The sequence below is a fragment of the Alteromonas sp. MMG017 genome, assembly GCF_018100795.1.
Classification (GTDB): Bacteria; Pseudomonadota; Gammaproteobacteria; order Enterobacterales; family Alteromonadaceae; genus Alteromonas.
Genome location: NZ_JAGJDY010000006.1, coordinates 253,384 through 273,732, shown reverse-complemented (window position 1 = coordinate 273,732; position 20,349 = coordinate 253,384). Strand labels below are relative to the sequence as shown.

General features: G+C 43.9%; 17 protein-coding genes. 6 read left to right on the top strand and 11 right to left on the bottom strand.

What is annotated here, in order from left to right:
- Positions 1 to 45 precede the first annotated feature (45 nt).
- On the top strand, positions 46 to 504 hold the full coding sequence (locus J8L84_RS11710) for a hypothetical protein (protein WP_211070844.1): 459 nt from the start codon (positions 46 to 48) through the stop codon (positions 502 to 504).
- Positions 505 to 626: 122 nt separating this feature from the next.
- Here J8L84_RS11710 and ggt read toward each other — a convergent pair whose 3' ends face one another.
- Together ggt and J8L84_RS11700 are read right to left on the bottom strand one after the other, a co-directional pair.
- Positions 627 to 2,384 carry a gamma-glutamyltransferase gene (ggt, locus tag J8L84_RS11705; protein WP_211070843.1) on the bottom strand — a complete coding sequence of 586 codons (1,758 nt, stop codon included), beginning with the start codon at positions 2,382 to 2,384 and terminating at the stop codon, positions 627 to 629.
- 15 nt (positions 2,385 to 2,399) lie between these two features.
- A complete protein-coding gene (locus tag J8L84_RS11700) occupies positions 2,400 to 3,164 on the bottom strand; it encodes an enoyl-CoA hydratase (protein WP_211070842.1) in 765 nt (254 codons plus the stop codon).
- 142 nt (positions 3,165 to 3,306) lie between these two features.
- Here J8L84_RS11700 and rrtA point away from each other — a divergent pair, with 142 nt between their 5' ends.
- Positions 3,307 to 3,891: a rhombosortase gene (rrtA, locus tag J8L84_RS11695; protein WP_211070894.1), complete on the top strand. Its 585-nt coding sequence runs from the start codon at positions 3,307 to 3,309 to the stop codon at positions 3,889 to 3,891.
- 89 nt (positions 3,892 to 3,980) lie between these two features.
- On the opposite strand, the gene J8L84_RS11690 is transcribed toward rrtA, so the two are convergent.
- The 4 genes from J8L84_RS11690 to J8L84_RS11675 form a co-directional block, all read right to left on the bottom strand.
- Positions 3,981 to 6,518, bottom strand: coding sequence for a prolyl oligopeptidase family serine peptidase (locus J8L84_RS11690; RefSeq protein WP_211070841.1), 2,538 nt, complete (start codon positions 6,516 to 6,518; stop codon positions 3,981 to 3,983).
- A 251-nt stretch (positions 6,519 to 6,769) separates the two neighbouring features.
- Positions 6,770 to 7,378, bottom strand: coding sequence for an NAD(P)H-dependent oxidoreductase (locus J8L84_RS11685; protein ID WP_211070840.1), 609 nt, complete (start codon positions 7,376 to 7,378; stop codon positions 6,770 to 6,772).
- A gap of 405 nt (positions 7,379 to 7,783) precedes the next feature.
- Entirely contained in the window at positions 7,784 to 9,037 is a 1,254-nt protein-coding gene (locus J8L84_RS11680) for a cystathionine gamma-synthase family protein (protein WP_211070839.1), read from the bottom strand.
- A gap of 19 nt (positions 9,038 to 9,056) precedes the next feature.
- A complete protein-coding gene (locus J8L84_RS11675; protein WP_211070838.1) occupies positions 9,057 to 9,662 on the bottom strand; it encodes a 1-acyl-sn-glycerol-3-phosphate acyltransferase in 606 nt (201 codons plus the stop codon).
- A gap of 136 nt (positions 9,663 to 9,798) precedes the next feature.
- Here J8L84_RS11675 and J8L84_RS11670 point away from each other — a divergent pair, with 136 nt between their 5' ends.
- A complete protein-coding gene (locus J8L84_RS11670) occupies positions 9,799 to 10,563 on the top strand; it encodes an NRDE family protein (RefSeq protein ID WP_211070893.1) in 765 nt (254 codons plus the stop codon).
- 208 nt (positions 10,564 to 10,771) lie between these two features.
- On the top strand, positions 10,772 to 11,962 hold the full coding sequence (locus J8L84_RS11665; protein WP_211070837.1) for an amino acid aminotransferase: 1,191 nt from the start codon (positions 10,772 to 10,774) through the stop codon (positions 11,960 to 11,962).
- Positions 11,963 to 12,080: 118 nt separating this feature from the next.
- Here the strand turns inward: J8L84_RS11665 and J8L84_RS11660 are convergent, their stop codons facing one another.
- The 4 genes from J8L84_RS11660 to J8L84_RS11645 form a co-directional block, all read right to left on the bottom strand.
- Positions 12,081 to 12,530, bottom strand: coding sequence for a YaiI/YqxD family protein (locus tag J8L84_RS11660; RefSeq protein WP_013784278.1), 450 nt, complete (start codon positions 12,528 to 12,530; stop codon positions 12,081 to 12,083).
- Positions 12,531 to 12,551: 21 nt separating this feature from the next.
- Entirely contained in the window at positions 12,552 to 13,313 is a 762-nt protein-coding gene (locus J8L84_RS11655) for an SDR family oxidoreductase (RefSeq protein ID WP_057792096.1), read from the bottom strand.
- Between the two features lie 76 nt (positions 13,314 to 13,389).
- The gene (locus J8L84_RS11650) at positions 13,390 to 14,154 is read right to left on the bottom strand and encodes an SDR family NAD(P)-dependent oxidoreductase (RefSeq protein WP_211070836.1); all 765 of its coding nucleotides are present in this window, start codon (positions 14,152 to 14,154) and stop codon (positions 13,390 to 13,392) included.
- A gap of 75 nt (positions 14,155 to 14,229) precedes the next feature.
- Positions 14,230 to 16,032 carry an acyl-CoA dehydrogenase gene (locus J8L84_RS11645; RefSeq protein WP_211070835.1) on the bottom strand — a complete coding sequence of 601 codons (1,803 nt, stop codon included), beginning with the start codon at positions 16,030 to 16,032 and terminating at the stop codon, positions 14,230 to 14,232.
- A 138-nt stretch (positions 16,033 to 16,170) separates the two neighbouring features.
- Between J8L84_RS11645 and J8L84_RS11640 the strand changes: the two genes are divergently transcribed.
- Both J8L84_RS11640 and J8L84_RS11635 read left to right on the top strand, forming a co-directional pair.
- On the top strand, positions 16,171 to 17,160 hold the full coding sequence (locus tag J8L84_RS11640; RefSeq protein WP_211070834.1) for a helix-turn-helix domain-containing protein: 990 nt from the start codon (positions 16,171 to 16,173) through the stop codon (positions 17,158 to 17,160).
- Positions 17,161 to 17,282: 122 nt separating this feature from the next.
- Positions 17,283 to 19,532 carry a TonB-dependent receptor gene (locus J8L84_RS11635; protein ID WP_211070833.1) on the top strand — a complete coding sequence of 750 codons (2,250 nt, stop codon included), beginning with the start codon at positions 17,283 to 17,285 and terminating at the stop codon, positions 19,530 to 19,532.
- A gap of 306 nt (positions 19,533 to 19,838) precedes the next feature.
- On the opposite strand, the gene J8L84_RS11630 is transcribed toward J8L84_RS11635, so the two are convergent.
- Entirely contained in the window at positions 19,839 to 20,264 is a 426-nt protein-coding gene (locus J8L84_RS11630) for a hypothetical protein (protein WP_211070832.1), read from the bottom strand.
- Positions 20,265 to 20,349 lie beyond the last annotated feature (85 nt).

Here is a 20,349-nt window from a genome sequence, read left to right as displayed (position 1 = left end):
ATATGCGCGATCATTTTCCTTTATCTTATTTTGGGGTTGTCATTAATGCGTTCTTTTCGTTTTGGTTTGTATGCCGTTTTGCTTAGCGTGCTTTGTTTAGCAGGATGTGAAGAAAAAGAAGAAGGAATGGGTCGCTACGGTATGCTAGCCGACAGTACACCAGAGTATTCGGCAGTGACATTTCTAAAAAGCGTTTATGAAGATGATAATCTTGATGTTGCAATTAGCCTGTCGTCCGATCGTTTGGCTAGAATTCTGACCAATTACCACAGCAACAGAAACGTACAGCGTCATCTATTAAATTTAAAATACGACACTGTGATTATTACCCCGCAAAGCGGTAACAGTGTTGGGCGCTCTGAGTTCTCAGAGAAGGCAACGGTTACCGTGTTTTTAAGTGGAATGTACGATGACGATAAAATTGAAGACTTGCGCAGTTTAGATCTCATTAAAGAAGATGGTATGTGGAAAGTATCTCAAATTCACCCAGACCATTTTATGTAATAAAAAAGGCTGTTCGAATGTATGATTCGAACAGCCTTTTAGTATTTAGCTACAGTGCTAATATAGTGCTAACGCGTAGCATGAATTTAGCAGCTTGAATTTAGCAGCTTAGACTAACTACCTTAACGCCCTACCGCAACGCCTTCACGTCTTGGATCGGCACCGCCAATAATCTTACCCGACTTAATTTGAATACCGTGTAAACCACTGTTTAGGTCGACAACCTTTACATTATGCCCTAACGCTTTTAACGGCGCTTCAAGCTCAGCAATAGGCGTTCCCTTTTCAAGGGCGGTGTAATCATTTCGGTTGGTGATTTTAGGCAAATTAATAGCCTGTTGTATGTCTAATCCAAAATCCAACACACCTACTAACGTTTGAGCCACGTAACTTACAATACGAGAGCCACCAGGAGAGCCTACTACCACTTCTAAGTCACCTTCCTTGTCGAATACCATTGTTGGGCTCATCGCGCTTCGAGGGCGCTTACCTGGCTCAACACGGTTAGGTACAGGGAAACGATTCTGTGTAGGTGAGAACGAGAAGTCGGTCAATTGGTTATTTAGCAAGAAACCTCCAACCATCAAGCCCGAACCAAACATAAATTCGATGCTTGTGGTCATCGACACCGCATTGCCCTCTTTATCGACAATAGAGAAGTGCGATGTATTTGGCTGCTCCATGTTGCTGCCAAGACTAATATTGGCATCGCCGTATGGGTTACCCGCACGCACACGTCGCCACTTCTTATCTGGTGCAATACCTTCAGCGCGGCGGTGTAAATAAGCAGTGTTAATCATGGCGGCAAACGGTAGGTTGGTAAAATCACTATCCGCTATGTATTTTTCTCTGTCAGCGTAAGCCAATGCACTTGATTGCGTGAAAACGTTGGCGAACTCTACAGAATCAGGCGTGAAGGAAGAAAAATCCTGCCCTTCTAACATTTTCAGAATTTGGTAAACGTTAATACCACCCGAACTTGGCGGTGCCATGCCACAAATCTGCTTTTCACGATACAAGCCACAAACCGGTTCACGTCGAATAGGTTCGTAGGCGGCCAAGTCTTCTGTCGTCATTTGACCTGGGTTGATTGAAGCAGAATTCACCGTTTTAACGATTTTTTCTGCCAGTTCGCCTTTATAAAGGTAATCAGTGCCGTTTGCGGCAAGACCCTTCAACGTTTTAGCCAATTGCTTGTTCTTACGTATTGCGCCTTCTTTTAACGGAAGCCCTGCAGGAAAGAAATACGTAGAACTGGTGGGAAACGTTTTTAAACCCGGGTGGTAGTCAAGGGCAATAAGCTTAGCCAGTCGTGGAGATACACGAAACCCTTCGGTCGCTGTTTTAATAGAATCGTCAAACAGTGAGTTCCACGGCAAGTTGCCGAATTCACTTTGTGCGGTTTCTAGCGCTTTAATAGCGCCAGGTACACCTACCGATTTTCCGCCTACTACAGCATCAAGCCAACGCATCGGCTTGTTACCCTCCATAAACCAATGAGCGTTTACGGCCGCAGGCGCGGTTTCTCTGCCATCAAAGGTGTGTAGCACTTTGTTTTTATTGTCCCAATACAATATAAACGCACCACCACCGATACCAGAGGACTGTGGTTCAACAAGCGATAACATTGATTGGACTGCAACGGCAGCATCAATGGCGCTTCCACCTTTTGCCAAAATGTTTTTGCCTGCCCATGAAGCGTATGGGTTAGCCGCTACCACCATGTAATCTTCAGCAGCAAACGCTTTTTTATCCACGTATCCTGTGGCCGCCTCTGGCTCCCCGACTTCTCTTACTTGTTGTGCATTAGCAGACACCAACAGGCAGCTTGAAACTGCAATGGCTAAAAACGATGAACTAAACCATGAACCACGTTTCAAAATATGACTTCCTCTTTATTTAAATTTCTCCGGATTGATCGGACGTTTTGACAAAAACGCATCAAACGCTTCACGCGCTGCCTCTGAATCCATAGCTTGACCAAACACATCGAATTCAATATCCATATAGTGATGGGTAGATTCCACATCATTCTTTAACAGTGATTTGGTTTGCATCAATGCAAATGAGGGCTTTGCCACCAGCTTTTTACATACCGATGCCACTTTCTCGGTTAACTCCTCGGCAGAATAGCTACCAGTAATTAACCCAAACTGACAGGCATCTTCTGTGCCAAATGGTTCGCCTAACATCAGCCACTCACTGGCTTTTACATGCCCAGCCAGTTTCGGAAGAAGATAACTTGAAGCAAATTCAGGAACAAGACCTAAGTTGATGAATGGTAGAACAAATCGGGTGTTTGTCTCAGCATAGATAAAATCACAATGTAAAAGCATAGTCGTGCCTATACCCACAGCCATACCATGCACTTGTGCCACCACCGGCACTTTGCAGTTTATTAGCCCGCGCATAAATGCCGCCGACTCATTAACGTCATCCCCTTCTTTGCGCCCGGCAAAATCACTAATGTCGTTACCTGAAGTGAAACAGTCCCCTTCGCCACGAAACAGCACTGTCTTAATGCTATCGTCATTTTCAATACTGAATAATGCGTCAGCCATGGCCTGATACATTTCTCGGGTTAAGGCATTTTTCTTCTCTGGGCGATTAATGGTGATCGTCAAGATCCCATTTTTCTTTTCACTTAAAATTAGAGACATCTGTCACCTCTTTACTTTTTTATGATTGTTATATAGGCGGAAGCCGATGAAAAAAGCAATTTTACCGATAACGCTTTCCACCCTACTGGCAATTTTATGTATCATACCCAGCACACACGGATTACTAAAATAAATAACAATGATGATGTCACTACCGGTCTCACCTAAGTATAGCGTAGGCCCACTTATTTTAGCGCTTTGCGCTATCGTCGCTTTTTTCTTAGAACCCCTCTCTGGTGAGTGGTTAGCTTACGATCGTTTCGCCATTCAAGGGCTTGAAACCTGGCGCTTATTGTCTGGCAATATTGTGCATACCAATGGGTATCACCTGTTGCTGAATTTATCAGGCCTTACCTTACTGTGGGCACTACACGGTGAACATTACCGAATAGGTCGGTTCTTAAAAGTATTTGTATGGTGCAGCTTAGGCACAAGTGCAGGCCTTTACCTGTTTTCTGAAGATCTTATTTGGTATGCGGGGCTATCTGGTGCGCTGCACGGTATTTTTGTATGGGGCGCGCTAATGGATATTATGAATAAGATGCGCTCTGGTTGGATTTTACTAGGCGGCGTTGCGCTAAAAGTGGTTTATGAACAAATATCGGGCAGTAGTGCGCAGGTGGCTGCACTGATTGACGCCAAAGTCGCCATTGATTCGCACTTATTCGGTGCGGCAAGTGGATTGATCATCTTTACACTTATGTGGTTAACCGCTAAGAAACGATGAATATTCAGTTGCTCGTGTTTATTCCTGGTTAAAACAAAAACGCCCCTGTATAGGGGCGTTTTTTTATCTTAATAACCAGCCTTAACTAACTACAAGTTCTCTTCGAATAATTTATAGATTCGGCGGTATTCGTCTAACCAAGAACTTGGTTGCACAAAGCCATGTGGCTCTACTGGGTAAATAGCCGTTTCAAAGTTCTCTTTTTCTAGCTCAATTAAGCGCTGAACTAATCGAACCGTATCATGGAAGAACACATTGTCATCAACCATGGGGGCGTTAATTAACAGTGGCTTCTCTAGCCCTTCTGCAAAATAGATAGGTGAACTGCGCTCATAAGCAATAGGATCAACATCTGGGGTGTTCAGGATGTTAGACGTATACCCAATGTTATAATGCGCCCAATCCGTTACTGGGCGAAGCGCTGCACCAGCCGCAAAAAGATCCGGTGCGTTAAACATAGACATGAAAGTTAAGAAGCCACCATAAGAGCCCCCGTATGTGCCTATTCGGTTACGATCCACATTGGCGTTTTCTACTAACCAATTAACCCCATCGCGTAAATCTTGTACTTCAGGCGTCCCCATGTTGCGGTAGATAGCGGTACGCCAGTCTCGCCCGTAACCAGCCGAGGCACGGTAGTCCATATCAAGTACCACATACCCTTGTTGCACTAGCATGCTATTGAACATGTATTCTCTGAAATACAAAGACCACCCTAAGTGGGCATTCTGCAAATAACCTGCACCGTGATTAAAGACTACGGCTTTTAGCGGCTTGTCTGCTTGATAATCTTTCGGTAAGTAAACACGGGCATAAATAGGCGCATCGGTGTGACTAGATGGAATGGCCACCACGTTAGGCACTGCCCAAGGCATAGCGGTAAACGCGTCGCTAACCGTATCGGTAATTTTAGTTGCTGCTTGCGTGCTATCTACCGCTTTAACATAAAGCTCAGGCGGGCGAGATACTTTACCGTGGCTTAACACTAATGTGGTGTTATCTGGGCTAAGTTCATACTCTGTTAAACCGTTGAGATTGGTTAGCGCTTCAACTTCGCCGCCGGTAGCCTTCACGCGATAAACTTCGAATATACCAGGGTGTTTACTGTTCGCGGTAAAGTACATCCACATGTCATCATTAGACAACGTAGGGCTATCGGTAATGAACGTCCCCTGTGTTAACGCTTTAGGGGCTTGACCCAACGCTTGCGTATAAAGGTGCGCATAGCCTGAGTGTTCGGACTGATAGTACAGGGTTTCGCTGTTATTAAACCAACCAAAGCTGTTAAAGCGATAGTTTACCCATGCATCATCATGTAAGCGATGTTGGTTCACTAAACGTTGGTTATCGAGGTCTACCGTGGCAATCCAGCGATCCTTGTTGTCCCACGCTTCTACCATTACCGCAACTTGCTCACCGTCTTTGTGCCAGCTTATAGATGGCTTTTGCCAGTTCCAGCTAGACAGCAAAGTAATAGGTCTTGGTAAGCGGTTCACATCATAACGCTCACCTTTAGCTTCTGCATTTTCAGCCTTCACTTCGGCTAATACATCGTCGTTATAGCCGGGTAAGCTAAAGTAATTTAATAGAGACTTTTCACCGCTTGCTAAGTCTAAAAGCCAAAGCTGATGATTTATGGGTTCTGCGTCAGCTACCTTTCTACGTACAGGCTTACTGGCGATACGGCTATCTTCCTGAATATAGTGCGGCATAATGTCACTATCATCTCGGGAAGGCGTATCTGGCGTAGTCGCCACAATCGCGAAATTCCCTTTCGGAGAGACACTCACGCCCACCAGCTTATGGGTTTTATCAAAATAAAATGCATCAGGTGCAATGCTAGTGTTATTTGCCGCTAGGGTGTCTTGTGCTTTCGCCTTGGCTTCACGATTTTTACGCTTTTTAGCAATGTATTGAATTAATGATTGCTGCTGCTCGGCAATATAATCTTTTGGCGCAGCTACGGGTTCTGGTGCATCACTGAATGACCAACTCACCAATTCTTCCCTGCTACCGTTAGTCAGGTTTATGGCAATGGCGCTATTGCCACTTAACGCCATTAAACGCCCGTCAGTCATAAAAGATAGTGACGAGAGAAAACTGCCACCACGGGTAAGTTGTACCACTTCATCGTTGGCAAATTGCACATATACGCTGTCTTTAAATCGATAAGCAATGACACCGTCTTCACGCTCTACCCGCTCATCGTATTTATATTGATGTAATTGAGATAAAGGTGCTTTTACACTTTTATCTGCCGCATCAAGACTCGCGATATAAACATCTTTTAGCTGGCTGTTAGGTTGTTCTCTTTCGTAAACAATGTGGCTACCATCAATTGACCACCCCATATTAGTCGGCGCTCTGCCTAACCATTGTGGGTCGGCCATAATTTGTTTTAAGGTAATCTCACCGTTTTCTGAATACTGTACAGGGCCCTGCTCAATGTCGGGAGTGTAGGAAGCAATTGGCTCATTACGGATACTTTTAGGTGCCCTAGATGAAAGGGTGTCACTTTGGGCGGCGCTTCTTTTAGCGTTTAATTCAGTAGTTGAATCTGTATTGGCGCATCCGCTAAGCAGGAGCGTAATACTAGAAGCTAAAACAAGTGAGGAAAATTTCTGCATAATAACGACTTTATTTTTTAGTTATGCCCGCATTATACCCAGAGAATCGAGTGATTGACTATTAGGCTGTAAACCCTAGGTGAAAATTACTCAATTCGACAAATCTCTGATTTAAACACCACTAATAAAAATCTCTGAATAAAAACCGCGCATAAAAAAGCCCCGCATAATATGCGGGGCAATCAAGCACACTCAACTTGGAACACACTTTAGCTGAAACGCACTCATTGCGTTTTGCTAACTGCATAGATTTAGTCAGCGTTTTTTTGGGTTAGTTCAATTATTTTAGCCTTCGCATTAGCGATACTTTCATTAGCACTGTCTTCACCCATGCTAAGTCCTTCTGCATAAACAAATTTCACATCAGTAATACCGATGAAATTTAAAAAATGAGTTAAGTATGGTGTTTGTGTATCGTAGTCGCCGCCTTCGTAAACGCCGCCTCGACTAGCAAACACCTTCGCCTGCTTGCCTTCAAGCAAGCCTACCGGCCCAGTTTCCGTGTATTTAAAGGTAATACCCGCTCGTGCAATACGGTCGAAATAGGCTTTAAGTGATGAAGGAATACCAAAGTTGTACATAGGAACGGCCAGTACAATTTCGTCTGCCGCTTGAAGTTGTGCTACAAGATCATCGGAAATCGCGGCTAAACTCTTTTGTGATGAAGTGCGCTCGCTAGCGTCTGTCATCCACGCTTGCATTTCTTCACCCGTTAAATGTGCCAACGCAAGTTCTGCTACATCAACTTTTGTTACCGATGTTTCGTCGCCCTCAAGTGACTGAAGGTAATAGTCAGCAAGCTCGGTTGATTTACTGTTTTCGCCATTAAGGCTTGAATACACAACAAGAATAGACGTCATTACATTTCTCCTATTAATTTAGTGTGTAAATAATAAGAGACTTTAAATCGAATATATATTAGGAAAATACCCGCTTATCGTTCGAATTTGATTGATGAATGGCCCGTATTATAGAATTTACTAACGTAAAAGCTCAAACGTAAAAATCACTAGCAAGAATTCAAAACGGTAAATTAAACAGAGCACGACTGGCAGAATTTAAAGGGAAAGAAGGGGCAAGAAGCTGATCCTCTCACTGCTAACCCAGAATCAATCGAGTTTGCCACAACACAACTAAGAGAATTAATGCGATGAAAAGGACCAAGCTACTTCTTGCAAAATTGATAGTAACACCACTTTTTGTTCGTTACTGCTCCGATGACGAACAAAAAGTGAAATTAACGTTAAATCAATGAAACCGACAATTTATTCTGCTGCGTATTTGCGGTCAAAGGCATTCGTGAAATCATTAATAAGATCGTCGGTATCTTCAATACCTACCGATATTCTTATCATGGTATCTGAAACGCCCATGGCTTCACGCTCTTCTGCTGTATTTTCAAAGTAAATCGTTGGAGCAACAGGCAATGCCAGCGTACGGTTATCACCTAAGTGCGTAGCGCAAATTACCAACTCTAGGGCATTTAAGAATTGAACTGGGTCAATATCATCAATAAGGGTAAAGCTAAGAATAGCCCCATAGCCTCTTTTTAACTGCTCTCGCGCCATAAAGTGCTGCGGGTGACTTGCCAGCCCAGGGTAAAATACGTGTTTTACTTTGGGGTGGTTGTCTAAAAACATCGCAAGTTTTTGTGAATTCTCACACGCTCTACTAAGGCGCAAACTTAACGTTTCCATACCTAACGCGATAGCGGTTGCAGACTGAGGGGCCAGTGTGGCGCCTAAATCTCGTAACCCTTTTTTCTTAATTTGGGTTAAACCCCATTGGGCTTCATCGGCAACTTGGTAAGCGCTTTTAATGTTTCCAAAGCCTTTCCAATTGAACAGACCGGTATCAATAACAGCACCGCCCAACACATTACCGTGACCAGAAATGTATTTAGTCAGTGAGCAAAATATTAGCGAGGCTTTTAATTCTTTAGCATAAAAAAGCGGTGGCGGTGTCATGGTGTTATCTACCATAAACAAGATATTACGCTCTTCGCAATACTGACCGATAGCACGTAGGTCGGCAACTTGGGTGACCGGGTTGGCTACCGTTTCAGTATAGACCCCTTTCGTATTCGGCAAATACGCTTCTTTAACGTTTTGGATATCCGTTACATCAGCAAAGGTAATCTGTACGCCATAATCGGCAAGTGTATCGAAGAAGCTTCGCGTATTCCCAAACAGATATTGGCTAACGATAATATGATCGCCCGCTTTTAAAAGCGAAAACAAGGTACTGCTAATGGCAGACATACCTGTTGAGAAGCACAACGCCCCTAAGCCGCCCTCAAGGTCGTTAAGCATATTTTGCAATGCGGCAACCGACGGAGATGATGAGCGCGAATAGACGTGAGCTGCACGTTTGCCCTGAAAAGCATCAATGATACCTTGGGCATCAGAAAATTCGAAAAGTACAGAATTAGAAGTGCTGGTATGCACGCCGCCATGCTCTGGAGTATTGAGCAAACGATCTGCGTGAACCTGCCGGGTTGTAAATCCCTGTTTTGACACGGGTGAACGCTCCGTTACGTTAGCTGGTTATACAGTTTTTTGGATAATGGGCGCAAACGTTAGCATAAAACGCATAAATAGTTTGCATTTGTTCTTCAATATCGTCGATTTGGTCAATAATTGGGCCAAGTACAACGGTTTTCGTGGCGTAATCAAGCCCTAGCAGCTGAATGGGAATATTGGCCTCTTTAGCAATGTACATAAAACCGGTTTTCCAAGGGAATACGGCTTTTCGTGTTCCTTCGGGAGCCAAGGCCAATACCACTTCTTCGCTTTGTTGTATCTGACGTACGATATTATTCACTACCCCATGTGCTTTACTCCGCTCAATGGGTATGCCGCCAAGCTTCCTAACGATATAACCTAAAGGGGGCGTGAAAATAGTGTGCTTGCCAAAAAAGTTAATGTTAATGCGAAGTGCAAATACCACCAGTATGCCAATAAAAAAATCCCAGTTTGAGGTGTGTGGCGCTACCGCTAATATCACTTTTCTATCGTTAATAAGTTCGCCTTCTACTCGCCAGCCACGTTTAGTTAAAATAAAACTGCCGCAGGCGCTTAGCCAATGCGGCCATTTGCGTGGTAACTTATTGCCCACTAACTGATGATGAATCGTTTTTTTCATTCTTGTTATTCTCTTACTACTTACTACGTTTTAGCGGGTAAGCATAAAAAAGTTAGCGGCAATCCACCACCTTTACGTGAGATTGAATGCGGTTACAGTGTTCATTATTCACAACAGTCAGCGAGTAAATGTGTATATGTGCATATTGTTTATTGCAGTAGACCAAAGTCAGAAATTCCCTTTAGTTATTGCAGCAAATAGAGATGAATTTCACGCTAGACCCACTGCTGCGTCTGGGTTTTGGGAAAATTACTCACATGTGCTTGCAGGCCGTGATTTGCAAGCAAGTGGCACATGGATGGGCGTTACGCGTAACGGAAAAGTGGCCGCGTTAACCAATATAAGAGCCCCAGAAACGATTAAAACTGATGCTATTTCTCGCGGCGGGTTAGTAGCAGATTGGCTTGTCGATGAGGCAATGAACCAGCCCACCTACCTTAAAGCATTACGTGCAAATCGAGACCAATATAATGGCTACAATCTGGTTTATGGCGATGTAAAATCACTCGCGGTATACAACAACTTCGAAGACACCCACGCTAGGTTAACCCAGGGTGTTTATGGATTATCCAATGCGAACTTAACGACACCTTGGCCAAAAGTCACCAAGGGAATAGCGTCGTTAACCGATTACGTGAGCCAAAATAATCAGCTTGATACTGAGGCACTTTTCGCGATTTTAAAAGACGAAGATAAAGCATCTGATCATGCACTGCCCAATACAGGCATTGGGTATGAATGGGAAAAACGTTTGTCGTCTATTTTTATCCAATCACCAGAATATGGTACTCGTACTTCTACCCTGCTTCTTGTCGATAGCCAGCAGCAAATACATTGGTATGAACGTACCTTTAATGCGCGCGGTGACGTGGTAGGTAACCAACATTTTACCATTGGTTAGGTAGTATTCTGCCCGCCACTACACACTTGGGTGCAAGTGAAAGCGCGTATGAAGCGTATTAACTGACACGGATTTTTGTGATGTGTATTTCGTTTTACACCTCAAATACCGATTTAATGACATATTTTCTACTATAAAGGGTCGTTTTTTCTACCATCGGTGGCATAATGCGTGCCTGCTATTTTTTGCATTGCAACGAGGAAATATCGTGTTTGAAGTATTACCCCATCTCGCCCCAGACCCAATACTTGGTTTGTCAGCTGCTTATCGTGAAGATTTAAATTCTCATAAAATCGACCTAGGTGTCGGTGTTTATAAAGATGAGCAAGGTAATACCCCTATTCTTACTAGCGTAGCGAAAGCGCAACAACTGTTGTTAGAACGTGAAACCAGCAAAACCTATATTACGCCGCAAGGTAATCAGGGTTACATCGACAACATGCTTACTTTGCTTTTAGGCAAGAGCAGCCCTGTATTGCTTGCTGACCGCGTTGCCGCGGTTCAAGCGCCAGGTGGTTGCGGTGCACTTCGCATTCTTTCAGAATTACTGGTTCGTTGTAACGAGAACGCTAAAGTATGGGTAAGCGACCCAACATGGGCTAACCACATTCCATTAATTGGATCGGCTGGTCTTAAAATTGAAACCTACCCGTACTTCGATAAAGCGTCAGCTAGCATTCGCTTCGATGCCATGATGGATACCCTTCGCGGTGTTGAAAAAGGCGATATCGTGTTACTTCACGGTTGCTGCCACAACCCAACGGGTGCAGATTTAACGAATGCACAGTGGGACGAAGTACTCGCGGTTGCTAAAGAGCGTGAGTTCCTACCTTTCATTGACGTTGCTTACTTAGGTTTCGGTGAAGGCTTAGATGAAGATGCATATGGCCTTCGTCTATTGGTAGAAAACCTACCAGAAGTAATTGTTGCGGCATCGTGCTCTAAAAACTTCGGTTTATACCGTGAGCGTGTTGGTCTTGCTGCCATCATTACTGCTGATACTAACACTCGCAAGATTGCTCAAGGCCAAATTCAATCTATTGCTCGTGGTATTTATTCTATGCCACCTAGCTACGGCGGTGCCTTGGTTGATATTATCTTGTCTGACGAATCGCTTAACCAAGAATGGGTAAATGAAGTAGACGAAATGCGTAACCGCATGAAGTCTCTACGTGCCATGCTGGTTAAGAATCTACACGACAATGGTTCGCCCAAAGATTTCAGCTTCGTAAACGATCAGAAAGGCATGTTCTCGTTCTTATGTATTACTCCAGAGCAAGTACGTGAAGTGCGTGAAAAGCACAGTGTTTACTTCGTTGACTCTAGCCGCGTGAACATTGCGGGTATTAACTCAGAGAACGTTGAAACACTAGCGAAAGCCTTAGTTTCAGTATTATAAGAACTCGGTATTATAAGAGTCAGTACTGTAAGCTTTACCTCATAAATGCAAAAGGGCTGCGTGAAAACGCAGCCCTTTTTGTTTCAAAGTACTTATTAACGCTATGCCTAACTTATCGTTAGCGCGTGCCTGCGGTAATCATTCTATCTAACGCATTGGCGAAGTTCTGTTTATCACGCTGAGAGAACGCTTTAGGCCCCCCCGTATGCTCACCGCTTGAACGCATGGTATCCATAAAATCTCGCATGGTAAGCGCGGCGCGGATGGACGACTTGTCGTACTCATCGCCTCGGGTATTCATAGCTTTGGCATTCTTAGCCAAAATATCGGCCGCCAAAGGAATATCTCCAGTTATCACTAGATCACCGGCTTCTATCTTTTCAACAATATAATCATCTGCGGCATCAAAGCCAGACGGCACGATCGTAAGGGTAATGTGTTTATCTGGTGGAACAGACATAGAATGATTGGCAACTAAAGACAAAGGCAGGCCGGTACGTCGGGCTGCCTTAAATAGAATGTCTTTAATCACACTGGGACACGCATCTGCGTCAACCCATATATGCATGGTAAAATCTCGTTAGCGTTTTTACGCTAGCATACCACCATCAACCACCACTGTCGTGCCTGTGGTGTAGCTAGATGCGTCAGACACTAAGTACAATACCGTACCTGCCATTTCGTCAGGATCGGCAACACGGCCTAGTGGGATCACTTTAAGCGCATGTTTCAAAATTTGATCGTTTGAAGTCAGTGCAGAAGCAAACTTGGTATCAGTCAAGCCCGGTAGTAACGCGTTAACGCGAATATTCAAACTACCGCACTCTTTTGCGAACGATTTCGTCATGCTAATAACCGCGGCTTTCGTAATAGAGTAGATACCCTGCATGTCGCCAGGTGTTACTCCATTTACTGATGCCGTATTAAGAATGACACCGCCGCCCTGCTCTTTCATCATTTTGCCCGCTTCAATAGACATAAAGAAGTAACCACGAATGTTCACATCTACAGTCTTATCGTAAGCGCCTAAATCGGTATCTAGGATATGGCCAAAGTACGGGTTAGCTGCGGCATTGTTTACTAAAATATCTAGCTTACCGAAGTCGCTTTTAATCGCAGCAAATGCGTTCGTAATTTGCTCCATATCGCCAACATGGCATGCAAGTGCTGTTGCTTTACCACCTGCATCGCGAATTGACGAGGCAACCGCTTCACAGCCATCAATTTTACGACTAGAAACGATAACGTGTGCGCCATATTGCGCCAACAAGCGAGCGATTGATTCACCAATACCGCGGCTAGCACCTGTTACTAACGCAACCTTGCCAGTTAAATCGAATAAGTTTTTCATAATAGTTTTCCCTTTTTAAATCTGTCACGCTTTTTTTCAAACGCAATAATTTTATCCAACGAAAGAAATTGAGTGATTAGGCCAGCATGCCGCCATCAAGTACTACCGATTGCCCTGTCATGAATGAAGACTCGTCACTACACAACCATGCTATCGCATTCGCTATTTCTTCAGGTTTACCTAGACGCTTCATGGGGTTTGCACCCACCATAGCTTTTTGGCCGCGCTCGTCTAATTTAGACAACACGCCCTGCACCATCGGCGTATCAACAAAGCTTGGGCATACCGCATTAATGCGAATATTCGCACGGGCATATTCCACCGCTGCCGATTTAGTTAGGCCAATAACACCGTGTTTAGATGCACTATAAGCACTGATCATAGGCGCTGAGCGCAAGCCCGCCACCGACCCAATGTTGATGATATGACCACCACCATTGACCGTCATATGTTTAAGCGCATTTTTCATGCAATACCACACGCCCGCAAGATTCACCTGAATGTTCTTCATGAACATGGCATCGTCTACTTCAGTAAGGGGGGCTGGAAAATGGTCTATACCTGCGTTATTGATGATTACATCGAGCTTAGCTTGCTGTGAAAACGCCGCTTCAAACATGGCATTCACTTCTGCAGGCTCGGTCACATCCACCTTTACTGCATAGGCATTACCGCCCGTTTCTTTGAGCTCATGCACTAAAGCTTCAGCAGCATCTATATTCAAATCGGCAACACCGACCAATGCCCCGCGCTCACACAAGGTTTTGGCCGAAGCCGCGCCAATACCTGAACCGCCACCGGTAATAAGGATATGTTTCCCTTCTACGTTTGATGCCACCATTGCTATTGCCCTACCTTAATGTTTGATGCTATTTGCCGTTGTTGATTTGTCATTGTTATGTCCTTTAAGCCGTTATTAGAAATAACTGGCTTTCACATTTTCACAGGTTGGTTCTTGTGACGTAATGACTTCTATATCGCGTTTTACTAACGGTAATTCCCAATTAAGGAAGTATTCAGCGGCTGCCATTTTTCCTTCATAGAAATCGCTGTCTTGACCACTTGCGCCGTTAACCAATGCTTGCTCGGCAACATTCGCCTGGCGTAACCATATCCAACTCACTACGCAAGCAGAGAATATATTCAAAAAGCAGCTTGCGTTGGTCAGTAACACGGCTTGTTTGTCTGAGCGTAAGTCACCAGCCGCTTGCTGAATGAGCCCGCCAAGTTGGTCAAGATAAGGTTTAAGTTTCGCCGCTAACTGTTGAGCTCGCGGTGTGGTAGCCGCTTTCATGTCGTGAGAAACACGGGCCAGTAATACTTGAAGCCCTTTTCCTTCGCTTTGCCATAATTTACGGCCTAGCAAATCCAACGCTTGAATACCGTTTGTTCCTTCATGAATAGGGTTCAAACGGTTATCACGCCAGCACTGTTCTACGGGGTATTCACGGGTATAGCCTGCGCCACCTAGAATTTGAATGGCTAAGTCGTTAGCTTTAGGGCCAAATTCAGAAGGCCACGCTTTAAATACTGGGGTAAGTAGCTCGAGTAACTGGGAAATTTCGGTACGTTTCGCGGTGTCTTCTTCCGTTTCTAACGCATCAATTAAGGTACTGCCGTATAAACATAGTGCCATGCCGCCTTCACAGTACGACTTTTGCGCTAGCAACATGCGACGCACGTCACCATGGTTAATAATTGGCGTAGCCTCATCTTCTGGGGCTAATTTGGGCGCTGCACGGCCTTGGGTTCTGTCTTTTGCATACTCAAGAGAATAGCGATAGCCGCGATAACCAATCATAGCAGCACCGTAACCGACACCAATACGCGCCTCGTTCATCATCATAAACATATAACGCAAGCCTTGGTGCGGCTCACCCACTAGGTAACCATGACAATCACCGTTCTCACCAAACGTAAGCGCGGTAGAAGTGGTTCCGCGATAACCCATTTTATGTATTAGGCCAGCTAGCGTAACGTCGTTACGTGGGCCTGGGTTACCGTTTTCATCTAAACGGTATTTAGGAACAACAAATAACGAAATACCTTTTACGCCCGCAGGGCCGCCAGGTATTTTCGCTAATACCAAATGAACAATGTTGTCTGATAATTCATGTTCGCCGGCAGAAATATAAAGCTTACTGCCCTTCACGCGATACGTACCATCTTCATTAAGGGTCGCCGAAGTGCGAATATCTGCTAGTCCAGAACCGGCATGAGGCTCCGTTAATGCCATAGTGCCGGTAAAGTCACCTGTGAGCATTTTAGGCAAAAAGGCTTGCTTGGTTTCTTCGTTGGCAAAATGCTTCACCACATTTGCGGCGGCAGCAGTAAGAAAAGGATACGCAGTGGTGGAAGGGTTCGCGGCTAAGAAATAACCCGCACATGCATTCATAATGGTAACGGGTAACTGCATTCCGCCATCTTCGTAATCGAAGTGACCTGCAATAAAGCCCGACTCACGATAAGTATCAAAGGCTTTTTTAACCTCACCTATCATGGTGACTTTTTTGCCATCGAAAGTTGGCTCATCTTTATCGGCGATAGCGTTATGAGGTAGAAACAACTCTTCAGCCATTTTCTCTGCCATATCAATAACGGCATTAAACGTTTCAACGTTATGTTCCTCAAAACGGGCCTTTTCACACAAAGACTGTGTATATAATACTTCGTAAAGTTGGAATTGCATTTCCCGACGGGGAATAAGTTGATCAGCCATAATAAAGTCCATGAGCAAATTGTTAATGCATTGTGTCATATTCGTTATCATGCCATTATTGTCATTTATGACACAATCATGGTCATTTACGCCAACAATCACTGTTAGTTATCGTATCTAATAAACTGTATTATTTTTATGAATAAACCACCTTTTGTCGTTACCGTTTTAGGGTTTGATCAAGCGCTGGCTTCTGCCATCACGGGTGCACTTGATGTATTCGCGTTTGCAGGCATCAGTTGGCAGCGCATTCATAACCAGCCCACCACCCCTAAATTCAAAGTTCAGCTGGCGAGTTTTCATGGCAAACCTTTTCACTGTACTAACCAGTTACTACTCACCCCTAACATTGCCATTGAAGATGTCACCGAAACTCACATCTTACTGATCCCCACTATTGGCGGCGATATTGATACGGTTTTACAAGAAAACGCGAATCAACTTGTGCATATTAAGCGGCTGCAAAAACAGGGAGCAGACATTGCGGGTAACTGCACAGGGACTTTTTTATTAGCAGAGTCAGGATTACTCGATAACAAAGTTGCCACCACCCATTGGGGCTATGCCGATAAATTTCGATCGCGATACCCTAGTGTAAATTTGCAATCTGAAAAGATGGTAACTGAACAAGATGCTATTTTTTGTGCAGGTGGCGGCATGGCGTGGATAGATTTGGCCATTTTGCTCATAGAACGGTATTGCGGTCATCAAGTGGCGAGCGATACTGCTAAGTCACATGTGCTCGACTTTTCCAGGCCTAACCAAACGGTGTATGCAAGCAGTCGTCAGCATAAATTTCACCAAGATAAAGATGTGTTAGCCGTGCAAAATTACTTGGAAGTACATTTTACAAAACGTCTCACGCTGAAACTTGTTGCCCACGAACATAATATGACTGAGCGCACATTAATAAGGCGTTTCAAGCAAGCCTGTGCAATAACGCCTATCCAATATTTACAAGGTTTACGGTTAGAACAAGCACGAAAAATTTTAGAAACGTCTATGTCTCCTCTTGAATCAATTGTGAATAGTGTGGGTTACGAAGACCTCAGTTCTTTCACTCGGCTTTTCAAAAAAAATACGGGTTTATCACCTTCACAATACCGCGCCAAGTTCATAAGAAAATAATTATTTACAACAAAGATAAGTTTTTGTTACCTAGTTTGTGTAAAATGCCACGCCGCGTACAGACCGCTTTTTCTGTACCAAAAAACACTATAAAAGTATAATTTAAAACTCTTGGTGGACACATGAGAACACATAAACTTGCCTCACTGGCGCTTGCAGTTAGTGCAGCGTTCAGTACTTCTATCGTTGCTCAAGAAGCAGAAACAATACAAAAGAAAGAAACTGCGCTTGAACAAATTACCGTAACCGCTCAAAAACGCACCCAGTCAATACAGGAAGTGCCTATTTCTGTAGCGACCCTAAGTGGTGAGAAATTTGAAAGCTTGTTTTCAGGTGGTGAAGATATTCTAGCATTGGCCGTTCGCGTGCCTGGTCTTTATGCTGAATCGTCAAATGGTCGCGTAGCACCCCGTTTTTATATTCGTGGCCTAGGTAACACTGACTTTGACTTGGCTGCCTCACAACCTGTTTCTATTATCATGGATGAAGTGGTAATGGAAAATGTGGTACTGAAAAGCTTCCCACTTTTTGATGTTCAACAAGTTGAAGTATTACGTGGCCCACAAGGAACCTTGTTTGGACGTAACACGACAGCCGGTATCATTAAGTTCGATACAGTAAAACCTACACAAGATTTAGAAGGTTACGCTAAGGCCGGTTTTGGTTCTTACGGCACCATGAACTTTGAAGGTGCTATTAGTGGCGGTTTAACTGATGAGCTATCAGCCCGTTTATCATTGTTATCGCAAGAGCGTGATGATTACATCGACAATGCTTTTACCGGTGAAAACGATGCAATTGGCGGCTTTGATGAGAAAGCATACCGTTTACAGCTTCTTTGGGAGCCGTCAGATGATTTCTCAGCTTTATTAAATGTTCACGGCAGAGAATTAGATGGCACAGCTTCAATTTTCCGCGCTAACGTTTTTGATGTTGGTAGCAATAACTTAAACGCAAATTACGACCGCGATACCATTTATTATGATGGAGATATCGACGGTAACGGTGCAGACAATAACCCTCAAGAATATGACGGTTTCGGCGCTTCACTAAAACTTGAATACGACATGGATGATGTCACTTTCACATCAATCTCAGCAATGGAAACCGCTGACGGTTCAAGTCTTGGTGACATTGATGGTGGTTTCAACAATGCTGATGGCACATCAGGCCCTGGATTCATTCCATTCTCTGCCGTTACTCAAGACAATCTAGACGACCTTGAGCAATATACGCAGGAATTCCGTTTATCAAGCAACACCACTGACGCAATGAACTGGCAGTTAGGCACATTCTATTATGATGCGTCTTTCAACGTAACGAGTGTAGACGGTTTTTACGGTGCAACCACCGTTTTCCATGAAAACAGAACATGGGCAGTATTTGGCCAGACTTCTTACCAAGTTAACGAGAAGCTAAATATTACCGGTGGTCTTCGTTATACCCATGACGAAAAATCATTGATTGTTGGCGATCAAAACGTAGATGGCTTCGCCGTAGTTATTGGCGCAGCTAGCGTGCAAGACTACGAACCAATTAACGTTGACGATGGACAAACCAGTTTTGAACTTAGCGCTAATTACCGTATCACAGACGATATGTCTGCATACGCTCGCTACTCAAATGGTTTCCGTGCTCAAACTATTCAAGGTCGCGATGTAGCGTTTGAAAGCTCACCATCTGTGGCTGACGCTGAAACTATTAACTCTTATGAAGTTGGTTTTAAATCTGATTTGCTAGATGGAACACTTCGCCTTAACGGTGCAGCGTTCTACTACACAGTTGACGATATGCAATTGTCAGCCATTGGCGGTGGTAACAACTTTACTGCATTGGTTAATGCCGATGAAGGCGAAGCCTATGGTTTTGAAATTGACTCTCAATGGTTAGCAACAGATGAACTAACGTTCACAGCTGGCTACAGCTACAACCATACAGAAATTAAAGATGACACATTGACGATTGGCGGTTGTGGTTCGTGTACCATTACTGATCCCGTAGCAGATGATGGTAACTACATTGTTGACGGTAACCCGTTCCCACAAGCACCAGAGTCAATCTTTAACTTTACCGCACGCTACACTATGCCAATGGGCGATAACGGCGAGTTCTTCGTATTTACCGATTGGGCATTCCAAGGTGAAACTAACATCTTCTTATATGAGTCTGTAGAGTTCCAAACAGACGACAACTTTGAAGGTGGCTTGCGTATAGGTTACGAAAACTTTGAGCATAACTACACAGTAGCCTTGTTCGGCCGTAACATTACCGATGAAGATAACGTTAAAGGCGCTATCGACTTTAACAACCTAACCGGTATCGTTAACGAGCCACGTATTCTTGGTGTTGAAGTGAAGTACTCTTTCTACTAAGCACTACCTTGATTTAGGTTGAAAGTGCAGATCAGGTCTGCACTTTTATTTTTAGCCTTATCAAGTACTGCATTTAAGAATGATAAACATAAAAAGGCGAAGGTGTCGTTTTAACGACCCTTCGCTTTTTTGTTTTCTATTTTTAGCTTATGCCTTAGGCTTTTCTCTATTAACTTTTACCTTTAGTTTTGGCTTTCGCTTTATCTTTTATTTCGGCAGTTAGCACGTTTGGCGGTTACTAGTGACTTAGTGACACTTGCCTTAAGTCATTGATGCCTTAGCTCTACACTTTAGCTACACAAGTGATTAGGCCGCAAATTGCGCGCTCTGCGCCCATTCTCTGTCTTTTTGTTGCCTGTCCTGCTGTAGCATTCCTTGGGATGCCTTTTCATGCACGCCCTTTTCTTCCAAAAGAAGACGCTGCAACTTGCGGCAAACATTCACCATACGAGACATCTTGGTAAAATAAACCTGCTCTATTAATTCGCCTTTTTCATTAAACATGAAACTGGCTAATTTGCAGTTTTTGTAGGGCAGATAAAAGTGGTGAATTGTGAATCGACGAGATACAGGCGCGCCCATCACTTTTTGATACATACAAAAAGGCAACGAGTCAGCTCGTTTATCACCACCAAATAAATGCGTTAATCGCTGGAACTTATCTTGCCCTGGCGAAGATAATATTCCGAACTTTTCAATAAGTTGATCAACTGCTTTAACACCTGTAGTCATCGCGTTCACCTATATACTGTTTATTTATACAGTATATAGGTGATCGTACAAAATGCAAACAAAAACCCCGCATTGGCGAACCAAT

Coding starts and splice junctions, on each gene's coding strand:
- J8L84_RS11700 (WP_211070842.1), bottom strand. CDS start 3,164: ATGTCTCTAATTTTAAGTGAAAAGAAAAATGGGATCTTGACGATCACC.
- J8L84_RS11670 (WP_211070893.1), top strand. CDS start 9,799: ATGTGCATATTGTTTATTGCAGTAGACCAAAGTCAGAAATTCCCTTTA.
- J8L84_RS11645 (WP_211070835.1), bottom strand. CDS start 16,032: ATGGCTGATCAACTTATTCCCCGTCGGGAAATGCAATTCCAACTTTAC.
- J8L84_RS11710 (WP_211070844.1), top strand. CDS start 46: ATGCGTTCTTTTCGTTTTGGTTTGTATGCCGTTTTGCTTAGCGTGCTT.
- J8L84_RS11655 (WP_057792096.1), bottom strand. CDS start 13,313: ATGAAAAACTTATTCGATTTAACTGGCAAGGTTGCGTTAGTAACAGGT.
- J8L84_RS11660 (WP_013784278.1), bottom strand. CDS start 12,530: ATGCATATATGGGTTGACGCAGATGCGTGTCCCAGTGTGATTAAAGAC.
- J8L84_RS11685 (WP_211070840.1), bottom strand. CDS start 7,378: ATGACGTCTATTCTTGTTGTGTATTCAAGCCTTAATGGCGAAAACAGT.
- J8L84_RS11690 (WP_211070841.1), bottom strand. CDS start 6,518: ATGCAGAAATTTTCCTCACTTGTTTTAGCTTCTAGTATTACGCTCCTG.
- J8L84_RS11635 (WP_211070833.1), top strand. CDS start 17,283: ATGAGAACACATAAACTTGCCTCACTGGCGCTTGCAGTTAGTGCAGCG.
- rrtA (WP_211070894.1), top strand. CDS start 3,307: ATGATGTCACTACCGGTCTCACCTAAGTATAGCGTAGGCCCACTTATT.
- J8L84_RS11640 (WP_211070834.1), top strand. CDS start 16,171: ATGAATAAACCACCTTTTGTCGTTACCGTTTTAGGGTTTGATCAAGCG.
- J8L84_RS11650 (WP_211070836.1), bottom strand. CDS start 14,154: ATGGTGGCATCAAACGTAGAAGGGAAACATATCCTTATTACCGGTGGC.
- J8L84_RS11630 (WP_211070832.1), bottom strand. CDS start 20,264: ATGACTACAGGTGTTAAAGCAGTTGATCAACTTATTGAAAAGTTCGGA.
- J8L84_RS11675 (WP_211070838.1), bottom strand. CDS start 9,662: ATGAAAAAAACGATTCATCATCAGTTAGTGGGCAATAAGTTACCACGC.